General features: G+C 68.8%; 19 protein-coding genes and 2 tRNA genes. 17 read left to right on the plus strand and 4 right to left on the minus strand.

What is annotated here, in order from left to right:
- The first annotated feature begins 2 nt into the window (after positions 1-2).
- From AC3A6J_RS09590 to AC3A6J_RS09645, 12 genes are read left to right on the plus strand one after another with little or no spacing between them, the layout of a single operon-like run.
- On the plus strand, positions 3-1151 hold the full coding sequence (locus tag AC3A6J_RS09590; protein ID WP_487859697.1) for an ABC transporter substrate-binding protein: 1149 nt from the start codon (positions 3-5) through the stop codon (positions 1149-1151).
- Positions 1152-1182: 31 nt separating this feature from the next.
- Positions 1183-2511, plus strand: coding sequence for an aromatic ring-hydroxylating dioxygenase subunit alpha (locus AC3A6J_RS09595; RefSeq protein ID WP_487859698.1), 1329 nt, complete (start codon positions 1183-1185; stop codon positions 2509-2511).
- Complete coding sequence (locus AC3A6J_RS09600) at positions 2508-2975, plus strand: aromatic-ring-hydroxylating dioxygenase subunit beta (RefSeq protein WP_487859699.1); 468 nt, start codon at positions 2508-2510, stop codon at positions 2973-2975. The genes AC3A6J_RS09595 and AC3A6J_RS09600 overlap by 4 nt, the downstream gene beginning before the upstream one ends.
- A 47-nt stretch (positions 2976-3022) precedes the next feature.
- Complete coding sequence (locus tag AC3A6J_RS09605) at positions 3023-4186, plus strand: ABC transporter substrate-binding protein (protein WP_487859700.1); 1164 nt, start codon at positions 3023-3025, stop codon at positions 4184-4186.
- A gap of 52 nt (positions 4187-4238) precedes the next feature.
- Complete coding sequence (locus tag AC3A6J_RS09610) at positions 4239-5294, plus strand: branched-chain amino acid ABC transporter permease (RefSeq protein WP_487859701.1); 1056 nt, start codon at positions 4239-4241, stop codon at positions 5292-5294.
- Positions 5294-7081 carry a branched-chain amino acid ABC transporter ATP-binding protein/permease gene (locus tag AC3A6J_RS09615; RefSeq protein ID WP_487859702.1) on the plus strand — a complete coding sequence of 596 codons (1788 nt, stop codon included), beginning with the start codon at positions 5294-5296 and terminating at the stop codon, positions 7079-7081. Before AC3A6J_RS09610 ends, AC3A6J_RS09615 begins: the two co-directional genes overlap by 1 nt.
- Positions 7078-7809 carry an ABC transporter ATP-binding protein gene (locus AC3A6J_RS09620; RefSeq protein WP_487859703.1) on the plus strand — a complete coding sequence of 244 codons (732 nt, stop codon included), beginning with the start codon at positions 7078-7080 and terminating at the stop codon, positions 7807-7809. The genes AC3A6J_RS09615 and AC3A6J_RS09620 overlap by 4 nt, the downstream gene beginning before the upstream one ends.
- A complete protein-coding gene (locus tag AC3A6J_RS09625; protein WP_487859704.1) occupies positions 7799-9403 on the plus strand; it encodes an ATP-dependent acyl-CoA ligase in 1605 nt (534 codons plus the stop codon). Before AC3A6J_RS09620 ends, AC3A6J_RS09625 begins: the two co-directional genes overlap by 11 nt.
- Complete coding sequence (locus AC3A6J_RS09630) at positions 9403-10161, plus strand: SDR family NAD(P)-dependent oxidoreductase (protein WP_487859705.1); 759 nt, start codon at positions 9403-9405, stop codon at positions 10159-10161. The genes AC3A6J_RS09625 and AC3A6J_RS09630 overlap by 1 nt, the downstream gene beginning before the upstream one ends.
- 55 nt (positions 10162-10216) lie before the next feature.
- Positions 10217-10993, plus strand: a complete 777-nt coding sequence (locus AC3A6J_RS09635) for an SDR family NAD(P)-dependent oxidoreductase (protein WP_487859706.1) — start codon at positions 10217-10219, stop codon at positions 10991-10993.
- The gene (locus AC3A6J_RS09640) at positions 10993-11523 is read left to right on the plus strand and encodes a MarR family winged helix-turn-helix transcriptional regulator (RefSeq protein WP_487859707.1); all 531 of its coding nucleotides are present in this window, start codon (positions 10993-10995) and stop codon (positions 11521-11523) included. The genes AC3A6J_RS09635 and AC3A6J_RS09640 overlap by 1 nt, the downstream gene beginning before the upstream one ends.
- Before the next feature lie 50 nt (positions 11524-11573).
- Positions 11574-11975: an acyl-CoA thioesterase gene (locus AC3A6J_RS09645; RefSeq protein ID WP_487860048.1), complete on the plus strand. Its 402-nt coding sequence runs from the start codon at positions 11574-11576 to the stop codon at positions 11973-11975.
- 287 nt (positions 11976-12262) lie between these two features.
- On the opposite strand, the gene AC3A6J_RS09650 is transcribed toward AC3A6J_RS09645, so the two are convergent.
- Positions 12263-12338: transfer RNA gene (locus AC3A6J_RS09650), tRNA-Lys, on the minus strand.
- A gap of 139 nt (positions 12339-12477) precedes the next feature.
- Between AC3A6J_RS09650 and AC3A6J_RS09655 the strand changes: the two genes are divergently transcribed.
- From AC3A6J_RS09655 to AC3A6J_RS09670, 4 genes are all read left to right on the plus strand, one after another.
- Positions 12478-13191, plus strand: coding sequence for an SDR family NAD(P)-dependent oxidoreductase (locus AC3A6J_RS09655; RefSeq protein ID WP_487859708.1), 714 nt, complete (start codon positions 12478-12480; stop codon positions 13189-13191).
- A 223-nt stretch (positions 13192-13414) separates the two neighbouring features.
- Positions 13415-13561 carry a hypothetical protein gene (locus AC3A6J_RS09660; RefSeq protein WP_487859709.1) on the plus strand — a complete coding sequence of 49 codons (147 nt, stop codon included), beginning with the start codon at positions 13415-13417 and terminating at the stop codon, positions 13559-13561.
- Between the two features lie 26 nt (positions 13562-13587).
- A complete protein-coding gene (locus tag AC3A6J_RS09665; protein WP_487859710.1) occupies positions 13588-14151 on the plus strand; it encodes an A24 family peptidase in 564 nt (187 codons plus the stop codon).
- A gap of 13 nt (positions 14152-14164) precedes the next feature.
- Positions 14165-14374: a Flp family type IVb pilin gene (locus tag AC3A6J_RS09670; protein ID WP_487859711.1), complete on the plus strand. Its 210-nt coding sequence runs from the start codon at positions 14165-14167 to the stop codon at positions 14372-14374.
- A 30-nt stretch (positions 14375-14404) separates the two neighbouring features.
- On the opposite strand, the gene AC3A6J_RS09675 is transcribed toward AC3A6J_RS09670, so the two are convergent.
- From AC3A6J_RS09675 to AC3A6J_RS09685, 3 genes are all read right to left on the minus strand, one after another.
- On the minus strand, positions 14405-15094 hold the full coding sequence (locus tag AC3A6J_RS09675) for a response regulator (protein WP_487859712.1): 690 nt from the start codon (positions 15092-15094) through the stop codon (positions 14405-14407).
- An 18-nt stretch (positions 15095-15112) separates the two neighbouring features.
- Positions 15113-16801 carry a sensor histidine kinase gene (locus tag AC3A6J_RS09680; protein ID WP_487859713.1) on the minus strand — a complete coding sequence of 563 codons (1689 nt, stop codon included), beginning with the start codon at positions 16799-16801 and terminating at the stop codon, positions 15113-15115.
- 307 nt (positions 16802-17108) lie between these two features.
- A tRNA-Ala gene (locus AC3A6J_RS09685) sits at positions 17109-17184 on the minus strand.
- 95 nt (positions 17185-17279) lie between these two features.
- Here AC3A6J_RS09685 and AC3A6J_RS09690 point away from each other — a divergent pair.
- Entirely contained in the window at positions 17280-18149 is an 870-nt protein-coding gene (locus AC3A6J_RS09690; protein WP_487859714.1) for an alpha/beta hydrolase, read from the plus strand.
- The last annotated feature ends 9 nt before the right edge of the window (positions 18150-18158 follow it).

Below are 18158 nucleotides of genomic sequence, written 5' to 3' on the forward strand. Positions count from 1 at the left end.
CAATGAAAAAACATCACCTGATCCGCATCCTCGGCCTCACTGCCGTGGCGCTGGCCGCCACGCAGGCCATCGCCGCCGACCTCAAGATCGGCTTCATCAGCTCGCTCTCGGGCCCCGTCGCCGCGCTCGGCGTGCCGTACGAGAAGGGCATTCGCGCGGCCATCGCCGAGCACCCGCAGATCGCCGGGCGCAAGGTCGAGCTGATCGTGCTCGACGACGCTTCCGATCCGACCACCGCCGGGCGCAACGCGCGCAAGCTCGTGACCGAGGACAAGGTCGACGTGCTCATCGGCACGTCGGGCGTGCCCGGCGCCATGGCCATCGCGGCGGTGGCGCGCGAGCTCAACACGCCGCTGATCTCACCCACGCCCGTCACCATCGCAGGCCCCGAAGGCGCGTGGACCGTCACCGTCTCGCAGCCGTTCCCGCTCATGGTCGCGGGCGTCGTCGACCGCATGAAGAAGTCGGGCGTCAAGACCGTGGCCTTCATCGGCTTTTCCGATGCGCTCGGCGACCTGGCCTACGACTCGCTCGTGAAGAGCGCCGAGAAGGCCGGCATCCAGGTGGTGGGCAACGAACGCTATGCGCGCAGCGATTCTTCGGTCGCGGGCCAGGTGCTCAAGATCGTCGCCAAGCGGCCCGACGCCGTGTTCGCAGGCAACTCCGGCACGCCCGGGGCGCTGCCGTACCTTGCGCTTGCCGAGCGCGGCTACAAAGGAAAGATCTACGGCACGCACGGCCTCATCAACGCCGACTTCGTGCGCGTGGGCGGTGCCTCCATCGAAGGCCTGCAGGTGCCCAGCGGCCCGGTGCTGGTGGCCGACCAGCTGCCCGACAGCAACCCCATCAAGAAGGTGGCGATGAGCTTCCGCGCGGCCTACCAGAAGGCCCATGGCGCCGTGCCGACCGATGCCTTCTCGTCCTACACCTACGATGCCTACCTGCTGCTCGCCGACGCGGCTTCGCGCACCAAGGGCGAGCCGGGCACGCCGCAGTACCGCACGGCGCTGCGCGATGCCATCGTCGCGACCAAGGAGCTCGTGGGCACCCACGGCATCTACACCTTCAAGCCCGACGACCGCTACGGATCCGACCAGCGCGGCGTGGTCGTGGTGCAGATGCAGAAGGGCCAGTGGAAGCTGGTGCCCTGACGCGACCCCGGACGACCCAAGGCCCGCGCCGATGACATCCGCCTACCGCGACCACCCCGAGCGCATTGCCGCGCTCGTGCAGGACGACTGCGTGCACCGCGACCTGTACCTGAGCGAGGAGATCTTCGCGCTCGAGCAGGCGCACCTGTTCGCCAACAGCTGGGTCTTCCTCGGCCATGCGAGCCAGGTGCCGGAGGCCGGCGACTTCGTGGCCGCGGAGATCGCCGGCCGGCCGCTCGTGATGGTGCGCCAGCCCGACGGCGACCTGCGCGTGCTCTACAACCGCTGCGCCCACAAGGGCACGCAGCTGGTCACCGACGAATGCGGCAACGCCGGGCGCTTCTTTCGCTGCCCCTACCACGCGTGGACCTACAAGCTCGACGGCGCGCCGCTCGGCATGCCGCTCAAGCAGGGCTACGAAGGCACACGGCTCAAAGCCTGCGAATCGGGGCAGGGCATGGCGCCGGTGAAGCATGTGAAGGTGTACCGCGACTTCGTCTTCGTGCGGCTCGCCGACACGGGACCTGGCTTCGAGGACTACTTCGGCGAGGTGCTCGGCGCGATCGACAACATGGTCGACCGCTCGCCCGAAGGCAGGCTCACGGTGGGCGGCGGCGTGCTGCGCAACATCGTGCACTGCAACTGGAAGATCTACCTCGAGAACATCAACGACACGGTGCACCCGATGTCGACCCACGAGTCCGCCACGCAGGCGGCCGAGGCGCTGTGGGAAGGCCATGCGCCCACCGATCCCAAGCCGATGGCGATGGAGCAGATCCTGCCGTTCGGCGCGGGCTATGCGTTCTTCGACGACATGGGCGGCCGGGTGTTCGCCAACGGCCACAGCATGCTCGGCGTCAACTTCAGCATCCATTCCAACTACGCGCAGCTGCCCGACTACGAGGCCGCGATGCGCGCCGCGCACGGCGAGGCGCGCGCCACCGAGATCCTGCAGCGCTCGCCGCAGAACTCGGTGCTGTACCCGAGCCTGTCGGTCAAGGGCTCGCCGCAGGCCATCCGCGTGATCCGGCCGCTGGCAGCGGACCGCACGCTCGTCGAGGCCTGGAGCTTTCGCGCGGCCGGTGCGCCCGAGCTTCTTTTCGAACGCGCGATGAGCTACAACCGGCTCGTGTTCTCGCCGATGTCGGTGGTCGCGCACGACGACGTGCACCTGTTCGAGAGCATCCAGCGCGGCCTGCGCGCCGAGGGCAACGACTGGGTGAGCCTGCACCGGAACTACGACCCCGCCGAGCGTGCGCAGACTACGCTCACCACCAACGGCACCAACGAGCTGCTCATGCGCAACCAGTTCCGCGCCTGGGCCCAGGCCATGGTGGCGGGCATGGAGGCCTCGGCATGAACGGCGACCCGCGCGATTTCGCCGCGCACGAGGCGGCGCTGCTCGACGAACGGCGCTTCGCCGAGTGGCTGGCGCTCTTCACCGACGACGGCCACTACTGGGTGCCGCTGCTCGGCGCGGCGCAGGCCGACCCGTTCTCGCACAACTCGCTGGCCTACGAAGACCGGCTGTTGCTGCAGCTGCGCGTGGACCGGCTGGGCAACCCGCGGGCCCATTCGCAGCATCCGCCGAGCCGCAGCCAGCATGTGCTGCAGCCGTCGCGCATCGAGACCGAGTCGCAGGGTGAGGTGCGCCTTCGCACACCGTTCCTCTACGTCGAGGCGCGTGGCGACGCGCAGGTGCTGCTGAGCGGCACGGCGCGCCATCACCTGGTGTGCACGCCCTCGGGTTGGGCCCTGCGCGAGAAGCGCGTCGACCTGCTCGACTGTGCGCGCGCATTGCCCGCGATCCAGTTGTTCATCTGAGTTTCCTCCCGTTCGTTTCATCCACCTTCCCTCACCGGAGCCAAGACATGAAGAGCCTGATGTTGACCTTGACGCGCGGCGCCCTCGCCGCGGCGCTGACCGCCTGCGGCATGGCGGGCGCCATCGCGGCCGATCTCAAAGTGGGGCTGAGCGTCTCGCTCTCGGGGCCCAACTCCTCGCTCGGCGTGCCCTATGCCAAGGGCATGCAGGCCGCGCTGGCCTACAAAGGCGAGGTCGAGGGCCGCAAGATCCAGCTCATCGTGCTCGACGACGGCTCCGACCCCACCACGGCCGGACGCAATGCGCGCAAGCTGATCGAGGAGGAAAAGGTCGACGTGCTCATGGGCACCTCGGGCGTGCCGGCCGCCATCGCGATGGCGCAGGTCGGCAAGGGCGCGAAGACGCCGATGATCGGCTTGACACCCATCCTGCTGGATCCGGCCGACAACGAATGGGTGATGACCGTGGCACAGCCCACGCAGCTCATGATCGATGCGGTGATCGAGCGCATGAAGCGCAACAACGTCAAGACCGTGGGCTACATCGGCTTCTCCGACGCCTGGGGCGACCTGGTCTACAACGCCATGATGAAAGCCGCGCCCGCGGCCGGCATCAAGGTGGTGAGCAACGAGCGCTATGCGCGCGCCGACGCATCGGTCACCGGGCAGGTGCTCAAGATCGTGGCGCTGCGCCCCGACGCGGTGATGACCGGCGGCGCGGGCACGCCGGGCGCACTGCCTTTCCTGGCGCTGCAGGAGCGCGGCTTCAAGGGCGGCGTGTACGGCCAGCATGGGCTGATCAACCCCGACTTCGTGCGCGTGGTCGGCGCGGCCGGGCAGAACGCGCTGATGCCCACGGGGCCTGTGATCGTGGCCGAGCAATTGCCCGAGAGCCATCCGACCAAGAAGATCGCGACCGACTTCCGTGCCGTGTTCCAGAAGGTCAACAACGCCGCCACCAACGATGCCTTCTCGGCCTACTCGTTCGACGGCTGGCTGGTGTTCGCCGATGCCGCCGCGCGCGCCATGAAGAAGGCAGAGCCGGGCACGGCCGAGTTCCGGGTGGCGCTGCGCGATGCGATCTTCAGCACCAAGGAAGTGGTGGGCACCCACGGCGTCTACACCTTCAAGCCCGGCAGCCTCTACGGCGTGGACGAACGCGCGCGCGTGATCGTCAAGCTCGACAACGGCCAATGGAAGCTCGCACCTTGAGTACACGCGCGCGAACGATCCGGACAACAACGATCCTGCAGGGAGTTTCCTCATGACATGGGACGTGGCATTGATCCTCGTCACCGATGGCCTCGCCAACGGTGCCGTCTATCTGCTCGCCGGCCTCGGGCTGGTGCTGATTTTTTCCGTCACCCGCGTGGTGTTCGTGCCGTTCGGCGACCTCGCGGCCTTTGCCGCGCTGTCGCTCGCGGCCTTCGAGACCGGCCGCGTGCCGCCGACCATCGGCATGGTGGCGGTGCTCGCGGCGCTGGCGCTTGCCACCGAGATCGGCAGCCTGGTGCGCCGCGGTGAGGCTGCGCGCATTCCGAAGGCGGTGCTGATGTGGGGCGTGCTGCCTGCGGTGCCCTGCGTGCTCGCATGGCTCGCGGCGCGGCCCGGCGTGCCCGTGGCCGTGCACATTGCCGTGGCCGTGCTGCTGGTGGTGCCGATGGCGCCGCTGCTCGCGCGGGTGGTGTTCCAGCCGATTGCCGACGCCTCGGTGCTGGTGCTGCTGATCGTGTCGCTCGCGCTGCACTTCCTGCTCTCGGGCCTGGGCCTGCTGTTCTTCGGACCCGAGGGCTCGCGCACCACGCCGCTCACGAGTGCGGTGTTCACGCTGGGCGACGGTTTCACCGTCAGCGGCCAGGTGGTGCTGATGGTGGGCGCCGCGATCGTGCTCAGCGGGTTGTTCTTTCTAGTCTTCGAACGCACGGTGGCCGGCAAGGCCCTGCGCGCGACCGCGGTCAACCGCGTGGGCGCGCGGCTGGTCGGCATCCGGCCGGTGCGCACCGCGTTGCTGGCCTACGGCTGCGCGTCGCTGCTCGCCGGCCTCATCGGCGTGTTGATCGCGCCGGTGACCACGATGTACTACGACTCGGGCTTCATCATCGGACTGAAGGCCTTCGTGGCCGCGATCATTGGCGGTCTGGTGAGCTACCCGATCACGGCGCTCGGCGCGCTGGCGGTCGGCGTGGTCGAGAGCTTCGCGTCGTTCTGGAGCGGGGCGCTGAAGGACGTGATCGTCTTCAGCCTGCTGATACCCGTGCTCATGCTGCGATCGTTCCTGGCGGTCCACAGCGAAGAGGAAGAAGACGAGGTGGAGCAATGATGAACGCGAACCGCAAACGCATGGCGTTGATCGCCGGAGTGGTCGTCGTGCTGGCACTGCTGCCGGCGCTGGCGGGCAGCTTCACGGTCTCGCTCTTCAACGACATCGGCATCGGCGCCCTGGTGGCGCTGGGCCTGGTGCTGCTCACCGGCGTGGGCGGCGCCACGTCGTTCGGACAGGCCGCCTTCGTGGGCATCGCAGCCTATGCGACGGCATGGCTCACGACCACGCAGGGCCTGTCGCCGTGGATCGGCCTTTTCTTCGCGCTGCTGTTGACCGGCGTCTCGGCGTTGGCGATCGGCATGCTCACGCTGCGGCTCGGCGGACACTTCCTGCCGCTCAGCACCATCGCCTGGGGCCTGTCGATCGCAATGCTGTTCGGCAACGTCGATGCGCTCGGGCGCCACACGGGGCTGTCGAACATTCCGCCGCTGCATGTCGCGGGCTGGTCGCTCGCCGATCCGCGCGCGATGTACTACCTGATCTGGGCGATCGTCGGGCTGGCCTGCCTGTTCAGCCACAACCTGCTGCAGTCGCGCCCGGGCCGCGCCATCCGCGGACTGCGCGGCGGCGCCACGCTGCTTGCGAGCGTGGGCGCCGACGCTTACCGCGTGCGCCTCACGCTGTTCGTCACGGCCGCGCTCTTCGCGGGCCTGGCGGGTTGGCTCTATGCGCACATGAACCGCTTCGTGAGCCCGTCGCCGTTCGACGTTCGGGTGAGCATCGAATACCTGCTGATGGCGGTGGCGGGCGGCCTGGGCCACCTGTCGGGCGCGCTGGTGGGTGCGGCGCTGGTGCTGGTGCTCAAGAACGGGCTGCAGGACGTGCTGCCCATGCTCACGCAGCGCGCGGGCCAGCTGGAAGCGGTGGCCTTCGCGACGCTCTTCATCCTGCTGCTGCACTTTGCGCGCGGCGGGCTGATGGGGCTGCTGCGACGCTGGACGCGGCGGCATGGCGGTACCTCGGGGGCTTCGCGCTACGAAGGGCCTGAAGTGGCGCCGCTCGCACACCGGCAGTTGCCCGCGCGCGGCACGCAGGTGCTGTCGGTCAAGGGCGCGGTCAGGCGCTTCGGCGGCCTCGTGGCGGTCAACGACGTGAGCTTCGAGGTCAATGCGGGCGAGATCGTCGGCCTCATCGGGCCCAACGGCGCCGGCAAGTCGACCATGTTCAACCTGCTGACCTGCACCTTGCCGATGAGCGCGGGCGAGGTGCGCTTTCTCGGGCGCGACATCGCGGGCATGCCGCAGCGGCAGGTCGCGCGGCTCGGGCTGGCGCGCACCTTCCAGCACGTCAAGCTGCGCCCCCACATGAGCCTGCTCGACAACGTGGCGCTGGGTGCGCATTCGCGCACGCGCTCGGGTGTCCTCAGGGCGGGCCTGCGGCTCGACCGCGCCGAGGAGCGGCAGATCCTGCAGGAGGCACAGCGCCAGCTCGACCGCATCGGCCTGGGCGACCGCGCGGACGAACTCGCGGGCAGCCTGCCGCTGGGCACGCAGCGCATCCTCGAGATCGCACGTGCGCTCGCGGCCGACCCGGTGCTGCTGGTGCTCGACGAGCCCGCGGCGGGCCTGCGCCGCAAGGAAAAGATGGCGCTCGGCGACCTGCTGCGCAAGCTGCGCGAGGAGGGCGTGACGATCCTGATCGTCGAACATGACATGGACTTCGTGATGAAACTCGTGGACCGGCTGGTGGTGATGAATTTCGGCTCCAAGCTCGTCGAGGGCGTGCCGTCGGCGGTGCGCGCCGACGAACGCGTGCAGGCGGCTTATCTGGGGAGCGTTGTATGACCGCCATGCTCGAGATCGGCGATCTGCACGTGTCGTACGGGCAGGTCGAGGCGGTGCGCGGCGTGTCGCTCGACCTGCAGCCGGGCCAGATCATCTCGGTGATCGGCCCGAATGGCGCGGGCAAGACCACGCTGCTCGCGGCGGCGATGGGCCTGCTGCCCTGCAAGGGAACGCTGCGCTTCGAGGGCGAGGACCTGCAGGGCCTCGACGTCGAATCGCGCGTGGAGCGCGGCCTGTGCCTCGTGCCCGAGAAGCGCGAGCTGTTCGGCGAGCTGACGGTGCTCGACAACCTGCAGCTCGGCGCCTATGCCAAGCGGCTGCGCGGCGACGCGATGAAGAAGCGCTTGCAATCGGTGTACGACCGGTTCCCGCGCCTGGCCGAGCGCCGCGCGCAGCGCGCCGACACGCTCTCGGGCGGCGAGCGGCAGATGCTCGCGGTCGGGCGGGCGCTGATGTCGGCCCCGCGGCTGTTGATGCTCGACGAGCCGAGCCTCGGGCTGGCACCGCTCATCGTGCGCGACATCCTGTCGATCGTGCGCAAGCTGCGCGACGACGGCGTCTCGATCCTGCTGGTCGAGCAGAACGCGCGCGCGGCACTCGAGACCTCCGACCACGGCTACGTGCTCGAGACCGGCGAGATCGCGCTGTCGGGCGCCTCGGCCGAACTGGCGGGCGACCCGCGCGTGCAGGCCACCTACCTCGGCGGAGGCACGCACGATGACGAGTGAGGTGCGCGCGCTGCCGCCCGGCCAGCGCATGCTGCCGGCGATGCTGCAGCGGCAGGCCGAGCGCTTCGCGGGGCGTCCGCTGGTGCGCATCGCGGGGCGGCAGTGGACGCACGGCGATGCGGCGGCGGCGGCCGCGGTGCGCGCCGGCGCCCTGGCCGCGGCCGGCGTGGCGCGCGGCGACCGCATCGCCGTGATGTGCGGCAACCGCATCGAGTTTCTCGAGGTCTTTCTCGGCGCCGGCTGGCTCGGCGCGGCGGTGGTGCCGGTCAACAGCGCGTCGATGGGGCCGCAGCTCGAATACTTCCTCGCCAACAGCCAGGCGAAGCTGCTGGTGATCGAGGCCGGATTCCTCGAACGGCTGGCGACGGCCGACCTCGCGCGCACGTCGCTGCAAGCGGTGTGGGTGGTTGGCGAGGCTGGCGCTGCGTGGACAGCGCCGGCAGGCGTGCGCGTGAGCCGCTATCCGCTGGAGGGGCCTTCGCTGCCACCCGCAGACGTTCTGCCCGGCGATCCGCTCGCCATCCTCTACACCTCGGGCACCACCGGCCCCGCCAAGGGCGTGGTCTGCCCGCATGCGCAGTATTTCTGGTGGGGCGTGAACAGTGCCGAGGTGATCGGCGTCGGTGCGGACGATGTGCTGTGCACCACGCTGCCGCTGTTCCACATCAATGCGCTCAACACCTTCGCGCAGGCCGCGCTGACCGGCGCCGAGGCGGTGTTCGAGACACGCTTCTCGGCGTCGGGCTTCTGGCCCGCGATGCGCGACAACCGGGCGACCGTGGTTTACCTGCTCGGCGCGATGGTGCCCATCCTGCTCGCGCAGCCCGAGGGCCAAGGCGAACGCGGCCACCGCGTGCGCATCGGGCTCGGGCCGGGCGTGCCCGCGACGGCCGCACAGGCCTTTTTGGCGCGCACCGGCGTGAAGCTGCTCGAGGGCTACGGCTCGACCGAAACCAACTTTGCGATCGCCACCGCGCCGGATTCACCGCGCGGCGGCGTCATGGGCTGGCTGCGTCCGGGCTTCCAGGCGCGCGTGGCCGACGAGGGCGACGTGGAACTTCCGATCGGCGAAGCCGGCGAATTGCTGCTGCGTTCGGACGAACCCCATGCCTTCGCGAGCGGCTACTTCCAGATGCCCGAGAAGACGGTCGAGGCCTGGCGCAACCTCTGGTTCCACACCGGCGACCGCGTGGTGCGCGATGCCGATGGGGCGTTCCGTTTTGTCGACCGCATCAAGGACGCGATCCGCCGCCGCGGCGAGAACATCTCGTCGTTCGAGGTCGAGCAGGTGCTGCTGAGCCATCCCGGCGTGGCGGCCTGCGCGGTCTATCCGGTGCGCTCGGAACTTGCCGAAGACGAGGTGATGGCCGCGCTCGTTGCGCGCGAGGGCGAGCACATCGAGCCGGCCGCGCTGGTGCGCTTCTGCGAAAGCCGGCTGCCGTACTTCGCGGTGCCCCGCTACATCGACCTGCTGCCCGACCTTCCGCGCACGGAGAACGGCAAGGTGCAGAAGTTCAAGCTGCGCGAACGCGGCGTGACCGCCGGCACCTGGGACCGCGGGCCGGCGTCGCGGCCTGCCGCAAAGGCGGCCTGATGGCCGCATCGCCCGTGCTCGCCGGCCGCGCCGCCTTCGTCACGGGTGCGGCGCAGGGGCTGGGCGAGGCCATCGCGCGCGGGCTGGCCGAGGCGGGCGCGCGCACCGTGCTCGCGGACATCGATGGCGATGGCGCCGAACGCGCGGCCGCGCGCTTGCGCGGCACAGGCGCCGACTGCGTGGCCATGCAGCTCGACGTGCGCGACGAGGCGGCGTTCTCGCGCTGCTTCGATGCGGCCGCCGCGCGCTTCGGCGCGGTCGACGTGCTGGTCAACAACGCCGCACGCACCGCCTTCACCTCGCTCTGGGACATCACGCCCGAGGAGTGGGACGAGGTGCTCGCGGTCAACCTGCGCGGCAGCTTCTTCGGCTGCCGCATCGCGGGGCGCCACATGCGCGCGCGCGGGCAGGGGCGCATAGTCAACATCGCGTCCATGGCGGGGCAGCAGCCCAGCGCGGCCACGGGCGCGCACTATGCGGCCAGCAAGGCGGCGCTGCTGGCGCTGACACGCAGCTTCGCCGCGGAACTGGCGCCGCACGGGGTCACAGTCAACGCCGTCGCGCCCGCGGCGGTCAGGAGCCCCGCGCTCGACGCGCTCGATGCGGCGCGGCAACAGGCACTACAGGCCGGCATTCCGGTAGGCCGCTTCGGCGAGCCCGAAGAAGTGGCGGCTGCGGTGGTCTATCTCGCGTCGCCCGCAGCGGCCTTCATGACAGGCGCCACGCTCGACCTCAACGGCGGCCGTTTCATGCGCTGAAAAGGCGATGCGCCAAAATCGCGGTTCGAAAAGTTCATAAGTAAATATTTCAGGTATGCAAGAAAATCCACTCGCCGGACGCCATGCACTCGTGACCGGCGCCGCGCGCGGCATCGGCGCCGAAATCGCCCGCACGCTCGCGGCCGAGGGCGCCACATTGACGTTGCTCGGGCGCGACCTCGATGCGCTCGCGCGCGTGGCCGCATCGCTGCCGGGCCAGGGGCACGGTGTCGCGGCGGCCGACGTGGCCGACGAGGCCGCGGTGCGCGCGGCCTTCGCACAGGCCAGCGCTGAACGCGGGCCCGTCGCCGTCCTCGTGAACAACGCGGGCGCGGCAGAGAGCGCACCGTTCCTCAAGACCACGCCCGCGCTCTGGCAGCGCATGCTCGACGTCAACCTGACCGGCACCTTCCTGTGCACGCAGGCGGCACTGCCCGGCATGCTCGAGGCCGGCTGGGGCCGCATCGTCAACATCGCGAGCACTGCGGGCCAGAAGGGCTACGCGTACGTAGCGGCCTATACGGCGGCCAAGCACGGCGTGATCGGGCTCACCCGCGCGCTCGCGCTCGAGGTGGCGCGCAAGGGCATCACGGTGAACGCGGTGTGCCCCGGCTACACCGACACCGAGATCCTGCGCACGAGCGTGGCCAACGTGGTCGGCAAGACCGGGCGCAGCGAAGCCGATGCGCTGGCCGAGTTCTCTGCCGTCAATCCGCAGAAGCGCATCGTGCAGCCGGCCGAAGTGGCCGATGCGGTGCGCTGGCTCTGCGGCGAGGGCGCCGGCTCCGTCACCGGGCAATCGGTGTCGGTCTCGGGCGGAGAGGTGATGTGATGCGCAACGACGCCTCGCATGCGGCGCTCAGCGACGCCGAAGAACTAGGCCACGAAGCGCGCGCCGGCCACGACGACCACGCGATGCTCAAGCTCTGGCTGCGCATGCTGGCCAGCACCACGCAGATCGAGGCCGAGATCCGGCGCCGGCTGCGCGAGCGCTTCGGCATCTCGCTGGCGCGCTTCGACTACATGGCGCAGCTCCATCGCTACCGCGAAGGCCTCAAGATGCGCGTGCTCTCGCGCTACCTGATGGTGACCGGCGGCAACGTCACCGGCCTGACCGACGAGCTCGAACGCGATGGCGTGGTGGTGCGCACGCACAGCCCCGACGACCGTCGCTCGTGGATCGTGAGCCTCACGCCCAAGGGCCGCACGAGCTTCGAGGCCATGGCCAAGGAGCACGAACAGTGGATCCTCGAGATGTTCTCGGGGCTCGACATGAAGACCGTCAAGCAGATGCATGCGCAACTCGGGCAGCTGCGCGTGCACGTGATGCGCAGCGAGCCTGCGGGCGAGGAAGCGGCGTGAGCGCCATCGACTCGCCCGCCCAGACCGTGGTCGAGTTCCAGCGCGCGCGGATGATCCGCTTCTCGGACTGCGACCCGGCGGGCATCGTCTTCTATCCGCAGTACTTCGTGATGCTCAACGGCCTCGTGGAAGACTGGGTGGGCGAGGGCCTCGGCGTGGACTACCACGCGCTCATCGGCGGGCGGCGCATCGGCCTGCCGACCGTGCAGCTCGAGGCCGATTTCCGCGCGGTGAGCCGCATGGGCGACGATGTGATGCTCGGGCTCTCGGTGGAGCGGCTGGGTTCGCGTTCGATCGCGCTCGCGCTGCGCTGCTTCGAGCCTGCGACCGGCGAGCTGCGCATGCAGGTAAAGCAGGTGCTCGTGACCACGTCGCTCGAAAGCCACCGTGCCGTGGCCGTGCCCGAAGACATCCGCGCTGCGATCCTGCGCGGCTTTTCGCCGCCGGCCTGAACGGAACAGGCAAAAAAAACCCGCCTGGGCGGGTAGAAAAACGAACTGGCGTTTGGACGCGAGACTTCTGTCGCGGTCGTTCTTGTTCTTCTTTTGGTGCGTGACAGCAGTTTGCAAGATGCCACGCCAAAGGACTGTCCGGCGTAGGCGGCGGCCGGAAGCAACTCGGATTGGCTGTGAAACCGTGAAATATTTCCTCTTCTTCCGAGAGGATCCTCTCCGGCCGGGGCGGCGTATCACCATGAAAAAAGCCTGCTACCGAGCGGTAGCAGGCTTTTCGTGTTGGTTGGTGGGCCCTGAGTGACTCGAACACTCGACCTACGGATTAAGAGTCCGCTGCTCTACCAACTGAGCTAAGAGCCCTTGCTTTTCAAACGCTTGGCGTTTTTTGGCAAGACCGCAAGTATAGCGTAAAAATTTTGGGGCTCAACGATTTTGTGCGCCGCAGCGGTAGCATGCGTCATCGGCGGCGGTCCACGCCCTTCACCAGGAGAACACTTCCATGACAACAGCAGACACAAGCACCATGCCGCATGTGGTGATCACCGGCGCCGCGGGCGCGCTGGGCCGTGCGGTGGTCCAGCACTTTCTTGCGCAGGGCGCACGTCTCGCGCTTGTCGACCATCGCGCGGACCGGCTGGCCGATGCCTTCCCGGGTCTCGACAATTCGCAGCACCTGCTGCTGGAGGGCGACGTGACCTCGGTCGACGAGATGTCGGCGCTCGCGACGCAGGCGCGAAAGGCGTTCGGCCGCATCGATGCACTGGTCCACATCGCGGGCGGCTTCGAGATGGGCGAGGCCACGCATGCGCTCACGCGCGCGAGCTGGAACCGCATGATGGACCTCAACGCCTGGTCGTTCGTGGCGGTCACGCAGGCGGTGCTGCCTTCGATGATCGAGCACGGCGCCGGCCGCATCGTCGCGGTCACCGCCAAGGTGGCTGCGCGCGGCCTGCCGGGCATGGCCGCCTACATCGCGTCGAAGAGCGCGCTGCAGCGCCTGGTCGAAGCCATGGCGGCCGAAGCGGCGCCGCATGGCGTGGCCATCAACAGCGTGGCGCCCAGCGTGCTCGACACGCCGGCCAACCGACAGGCGATGCCCGACGCGAATCCCGCCGACTGGGTGTCGACCTCGGTCGCGGCGCAGACCATCGCGTTCCTCGCCTCGCCCGCGGCAGCAGCGCTGCATGGCCAGCACCTGACGCTCGACACCTGAGAAGCGGCGCGCCCGGCCCACGGGCGGCACGCATCCAGAGGCCCCGGCACACACCGGGGCCTTTTTCACGGGCGCGCCCCGCGCTGGTGCACGCGAGGCAGGCGCTTTGTCATGCACCCGGGCGGCGGACCCGGGGCACATGTCTCCCCGGGCCGGGGGCGCACGGCCCATGCGCGCAAGCGTGCCAATTCCTACAGTGACGCCACATCACCGGGAAATACGCATGGAATCGCACGAACTGCTGCCAAGAAACTTCATGAACCTGCTGCGCGAGGAAGCAGGCATGTCGTTCATGGAGTTCGCACTCATCGGCTCGCTCGTGCTGGCCGTGTGCCTGCTCCTGCTGCTCGCGGTGCGGCGCAGCGCCTGACCGCCGGCAGACAGGAGCATCAGGCCATGCGCGGACTCGACGCCTTCCTCGACCTGTTGACGGTGGCGGCACTGGATTTTCGCCTGGGCGGGCTGCTGGTGCTGCTGGCGATGGCCGCGGTCAGCGACTGGCGCTTCTACCGAATTCCCAACTGGCTGACATTCGGCGGCATGGTCTTCGCGGTGGTCTACGGCACCATCGCGGCGCGCACGCCGGCGGCAGGTGCGTCGCACGCGTTCGGTGGCCTTGGCCTCGGCCTGGCCATCATGCTGCCGTTCTACCTGCTCGGTGTGATGGGTGCGGGCGACGTCAAGCTGATGGCGATGGTGGGTGCCTTTCTCGGCCCCCACCAGACGCTGACGGCCATCTTCTTCACATGCATGGCCGGGGGCGTGGCCGCCATCGCCTTTGCCATCCACCGCAGCCGCCTCTGCCACATGCTCGCCAACGTGGTCTCGGGGATGGCCTGCATGCGGCCGGACGCGGCCGGCGACCTGCGCCAGTCGATCGGAAAGCTGCCCTACGGCATCTGCATCTGCGCCGGGACCGTGACCCAGATCCTCGCGAACCAACTGGGCTGGTTGAAATGAAAGGGAAAGACCAATGAACCAGGTTCTCCAGGCCCTCGGCCAATCGACCCGCGGGTTCCTGCGCGGCGAAGAGGGCGCTCAGCTGGTCGAATACGCGCTGGTCATCGCGGTGGTGTCGATCACGCTGGTCGTGTCGTTCAGGGCGCTCGCCGAAGACATCGGCGGCTTCGAGACGATCTTCGGTCGTCTCACGGCCTGCCTCGCCCGGTCCGTCTGTGATTGAGCGGATACCGCCGGGCGCGGCCTGCCGCGCTCAGTGCGGCGCGACGTGGAGCTGGTGCTTCATCGCGTAGATGTACAGCTCGAGGCGGTTCGCGACGTCGAGCTTCTGGTAGATCGACGTCAGGTGATTGCGGAAGGTGTGCTCGGTCACGAACAGCCGCGATGCGAGCGTCTTGTTCGGCGCGCCGCTGCCTTCGACGACGGCGCGGATGGCCTGGCGCTCCTTCTGCGTCAGGCTTGCGATCCTGGCGGCTTCGGGGTCGGGCCTGGCGGCCTTCTTCGGTGAAGTGAGCTGCGAGAACACGCGGCCCATCGCCTGTGCGTCGATGCAGAGTTCGCCCTTGTGGACGCGCTCGATCGCGTCGAGCACCTGTTCCGCAGGGGCGTCCTTGCACAGCACGCCGCGCGCCCCGCTCAGCACCGCGAGGTCGAGCGTGTGCTGCTGGCGCTCGGCCGTAAGGATGAGCGCACGCGACACCTCGTTCGCGAGCAGCATCGGCAGGATGTCGAGGGCGCTCTGGCCGGCCAGGTCGAGGTCGAGCACGATCACGTCGGGCATCGTCGCCTCGCTTCGCTCCAGTGCCTGCTCGGCGCAGTTGGCCGTGGCGACGACCTTCATGCGCGGCTGTTCGCCGTCGATCAGCTTCGAGAGGCCCCAGAGCATGGTCCGATGATCGTCGACGAGCATGACGCTGATGGGTCGGGCGGTGGTTGGCTGCATGGGCACCTTCTCCTTGATTCAGATGGGTATTTCGACCAGCACGGCAGTGGCGCCGTCCCAGCCCCGACTCACTCTGGCGCTGCCGCCTAGGGCGGCTGCGCGTTCGCTGATGGAACGCGGGTGGAATTCGACCGGTTCCGCGTCGCAGGCATCGTTCTCGATGCGCAGCTGCAGCTTGCCGTCGGCGCAGCCGATGCGGATGCGGCCGTGGTGCGCGTCGGTGTGCTTGCAGATGTTGTGCAGGCCTTCGCGCGCGAGCTGCAGCACTTCGGCCGTCATGCGGTCGTCGAGCTGCACGTCGCCCTCGACCACGATGTCGATGTCGATGCCGTAGAGCACCTTGATGCGCGCGGCCTGGCGGTGCAGGTGCGGCAGGATGAACTCGCAGCGGTTGTCGGCGCCGTCGCGCACGGTGCCCGCGTAGTGGCGCAGTTCTGCCACCACGCCGTCGGCCATCGCGGCCAGCCGGTCGAGGTCGGCAATCAGCGGGTTGTCGGCCGACGCTTTCTTGCGCAGCGCGCTCAACCCGAGCTTGAGCCCGATGTAGGGCTGGATGGCAGTGTCGTGCAGGTCGAGCGAGATCTTCAGGCGCTCCTTCGAGGCGGCCTCCGAGGCCATGCGGTCGAGCACCTTGATCGTCTCGATCACCGGGATGACCTGGCTCATGATGTGCGCGAGGAAGGTCGCGTCGGCCTTCTGGAACAGCCCGCCGCGCGAGCCCACGAAGATTCGCCCCTCGCCCTGGCGCAGCGGCAGCGGCGCGCTGATGAAGGCGCGCACCTCGAGCATGGCGGCCACCGCGGCGCTGCGTGCGAGCCCTTGCGCATCCTGGGCAAGCCAGCGCTGCGTCCGCGGGGCGCAGATCTGGCCCTGCGCGCCCAGCAGGCTCAGCGGCCAGGGCCTGCGGTTGCTCAGCACGATGTGCTCGGCGCCCAACCCCATCAGCGGCGAACTCGAGAGCAGGTCGAGCGTTTCGACGCTCGCCGGCTTGCCCGGGTCGGCGTGTCCGAGGCTGCGCATGGCCCAGGGGCCGTTGGCCGCGTCGCGCATCAGCAGGATGCAATGGCTCGCTTCGAAGAAGGCCATCGTCTTTTCCATCGTGCTCGCGAGGGTGCGGTCGACACCGAAGCGCGGGTTCGACAGCCGGCTCACCTGGCTCAGCAGCGCGAGGCGCCGCTGCAGCGCCACTTTCGATCCGCCCCAGTGGCCGACCATGTGGCCCAGCGCCAGCAGGAAAGTGGCGCGCATGAGCAACTGCGGCGTGCTGTTTCCCGTGACGCTCGCAAGGCAGCAGGCGCCGAACGAGACCACCGATGCCATCGTGATGCGTGCGCCTTCCTCGTAGCCCCAGCGGAACGACGACGTGAGGATCGCGAAGAAGTAGAAGAGGAAGTAGTGGCTTTGGATGCCGCCGGTCACGAAGATGAGCAGCGTCGACCACAGCACGTCGAACCAGTGGATCGCCTTGCCCTGGAAATACGGCTGGCCGCTGCGCGTGCAGGCGTAGACCCCGAGGCTGTAGAGCGCGTAACCCGAGAACGCGAGCCAGGTGCCGCCGTCCAGGCGCCGTTGCGACTCTCCAGCGTCAACCGCAACGGCCAGCAGGGCCGAGACCGCCAGCACCAGCCGCATGCCCGCCACCATGAGCGCATCGGCGGCGATGCCTGGGTCGGGCCCGCGGGGCGGGCTGAGGGGTTTGGCTGGCACGGAGTTGGTTCCAGTCCATACCGCGGCTCATGCCTGCCCGTTCCAACAGGCCAAGGCGTCCGCACCCCGGAGGGGGAGGTGGGAGGGCGTAACACCTTGGTTCACTTTGGATAGATATTTAATAAATGCGAGGCATTTACAGTACTACCTTTGTAGTCAATTGCAAACTTGATCTGAAAAACCCACTAAAGCAGTACGCTTTTGTTAACACAGGAGTGCAAATGCGAGCGGGAGCCGTTGGAGGTTGCGGCCGCAGCGCGCGCCGCAAAGAAAAAGGGCTCGGTGAAAACCGAGCCCTCGAATGGATTGGTGGAGAGGATGAGGATCGAACTCACGACCTCCGCATTGCGAACGCGGCGCTCTCCCAGCTGAGCTACCCCCCCAACGCAAGCCGAATTCTAACCAGATCGTGTCCGCCGGCGCAGGGCCGGCCAGTGCATGCCAAGATGCGCGTCCCCCCACAAGGAGCAGCATCCGCATGGCCGCGCACGACGATCCCGCCTGGCTCGAAGGCATGTACAACAACCTCGCCCGGGTCAAAGAGTATCCGGCGTATTTCTCGCGCTGGGCGCGCGAATCGGCCGCGGCGCGCGAAGCGCTGCCGTGCCGCATCGACGTGCCCTACGGAGGCGGTGTCAACGAGACCTTCGACATCTTTCCCGCGCCGGTGCCCGACGCGCCGGTGCTGGTGTTCATCCACGGCGGCTACTGGCGCGCGATGGACAAGCGCGACCATTCCTTCATCGCACCCGCATTCAACGACCGCGGTGTCTGCGTGGTGATGCCGAACTACGCGCTGTGCCCCGGCACGCCCGAGCAGCCGGTCACGGTGCCCGGCATCCTGATGCAGATGGTGCGCGCGCTCGAATGGGTCTGGCGGCATGCGGCGGCGCTGGGCGCCGACCCCGCGCGCATCACGGTGGCGGGGCATTCGGCCGGCGGCCACATGGCGGCTGCGCTGCTGGCCTGCGACTGGCAGGCGGTGGCGCCCGACCTGCCGGCGCAGCTGGTGCGCAACGCACTGTCGATCTCGGGCCTCTACGACCTGCGCCCGCTGCAGCACACGCCGTTCCTGGCCAACACGCTGAAGCTCGGCGATGCCGATGCGCTGCGCGCGAGCCCGGCGCTGTGGCCGGCGCCCGCGCGCGGGCAACTCCATGCGCTGGTGGGGGGCAACGAGAGCGACGAGTTCCTGCGCCACAACGCGATGATCCGCGCCGCCTGGGGCCGGCATGCGGTGCCGGTGTGCGAGACGCTGCCGGGCCTGGACCACTTCAGTATCCTCGATGCGCTGGCCGACCCGGCACACCGGCTGCACCGGTGCGCGGTGCAGCTGCTGGAGGCCTGACGAAAGAGG

This window comes from Variovorax sp. Soil_C_39, from assembly GCF_057656815.1.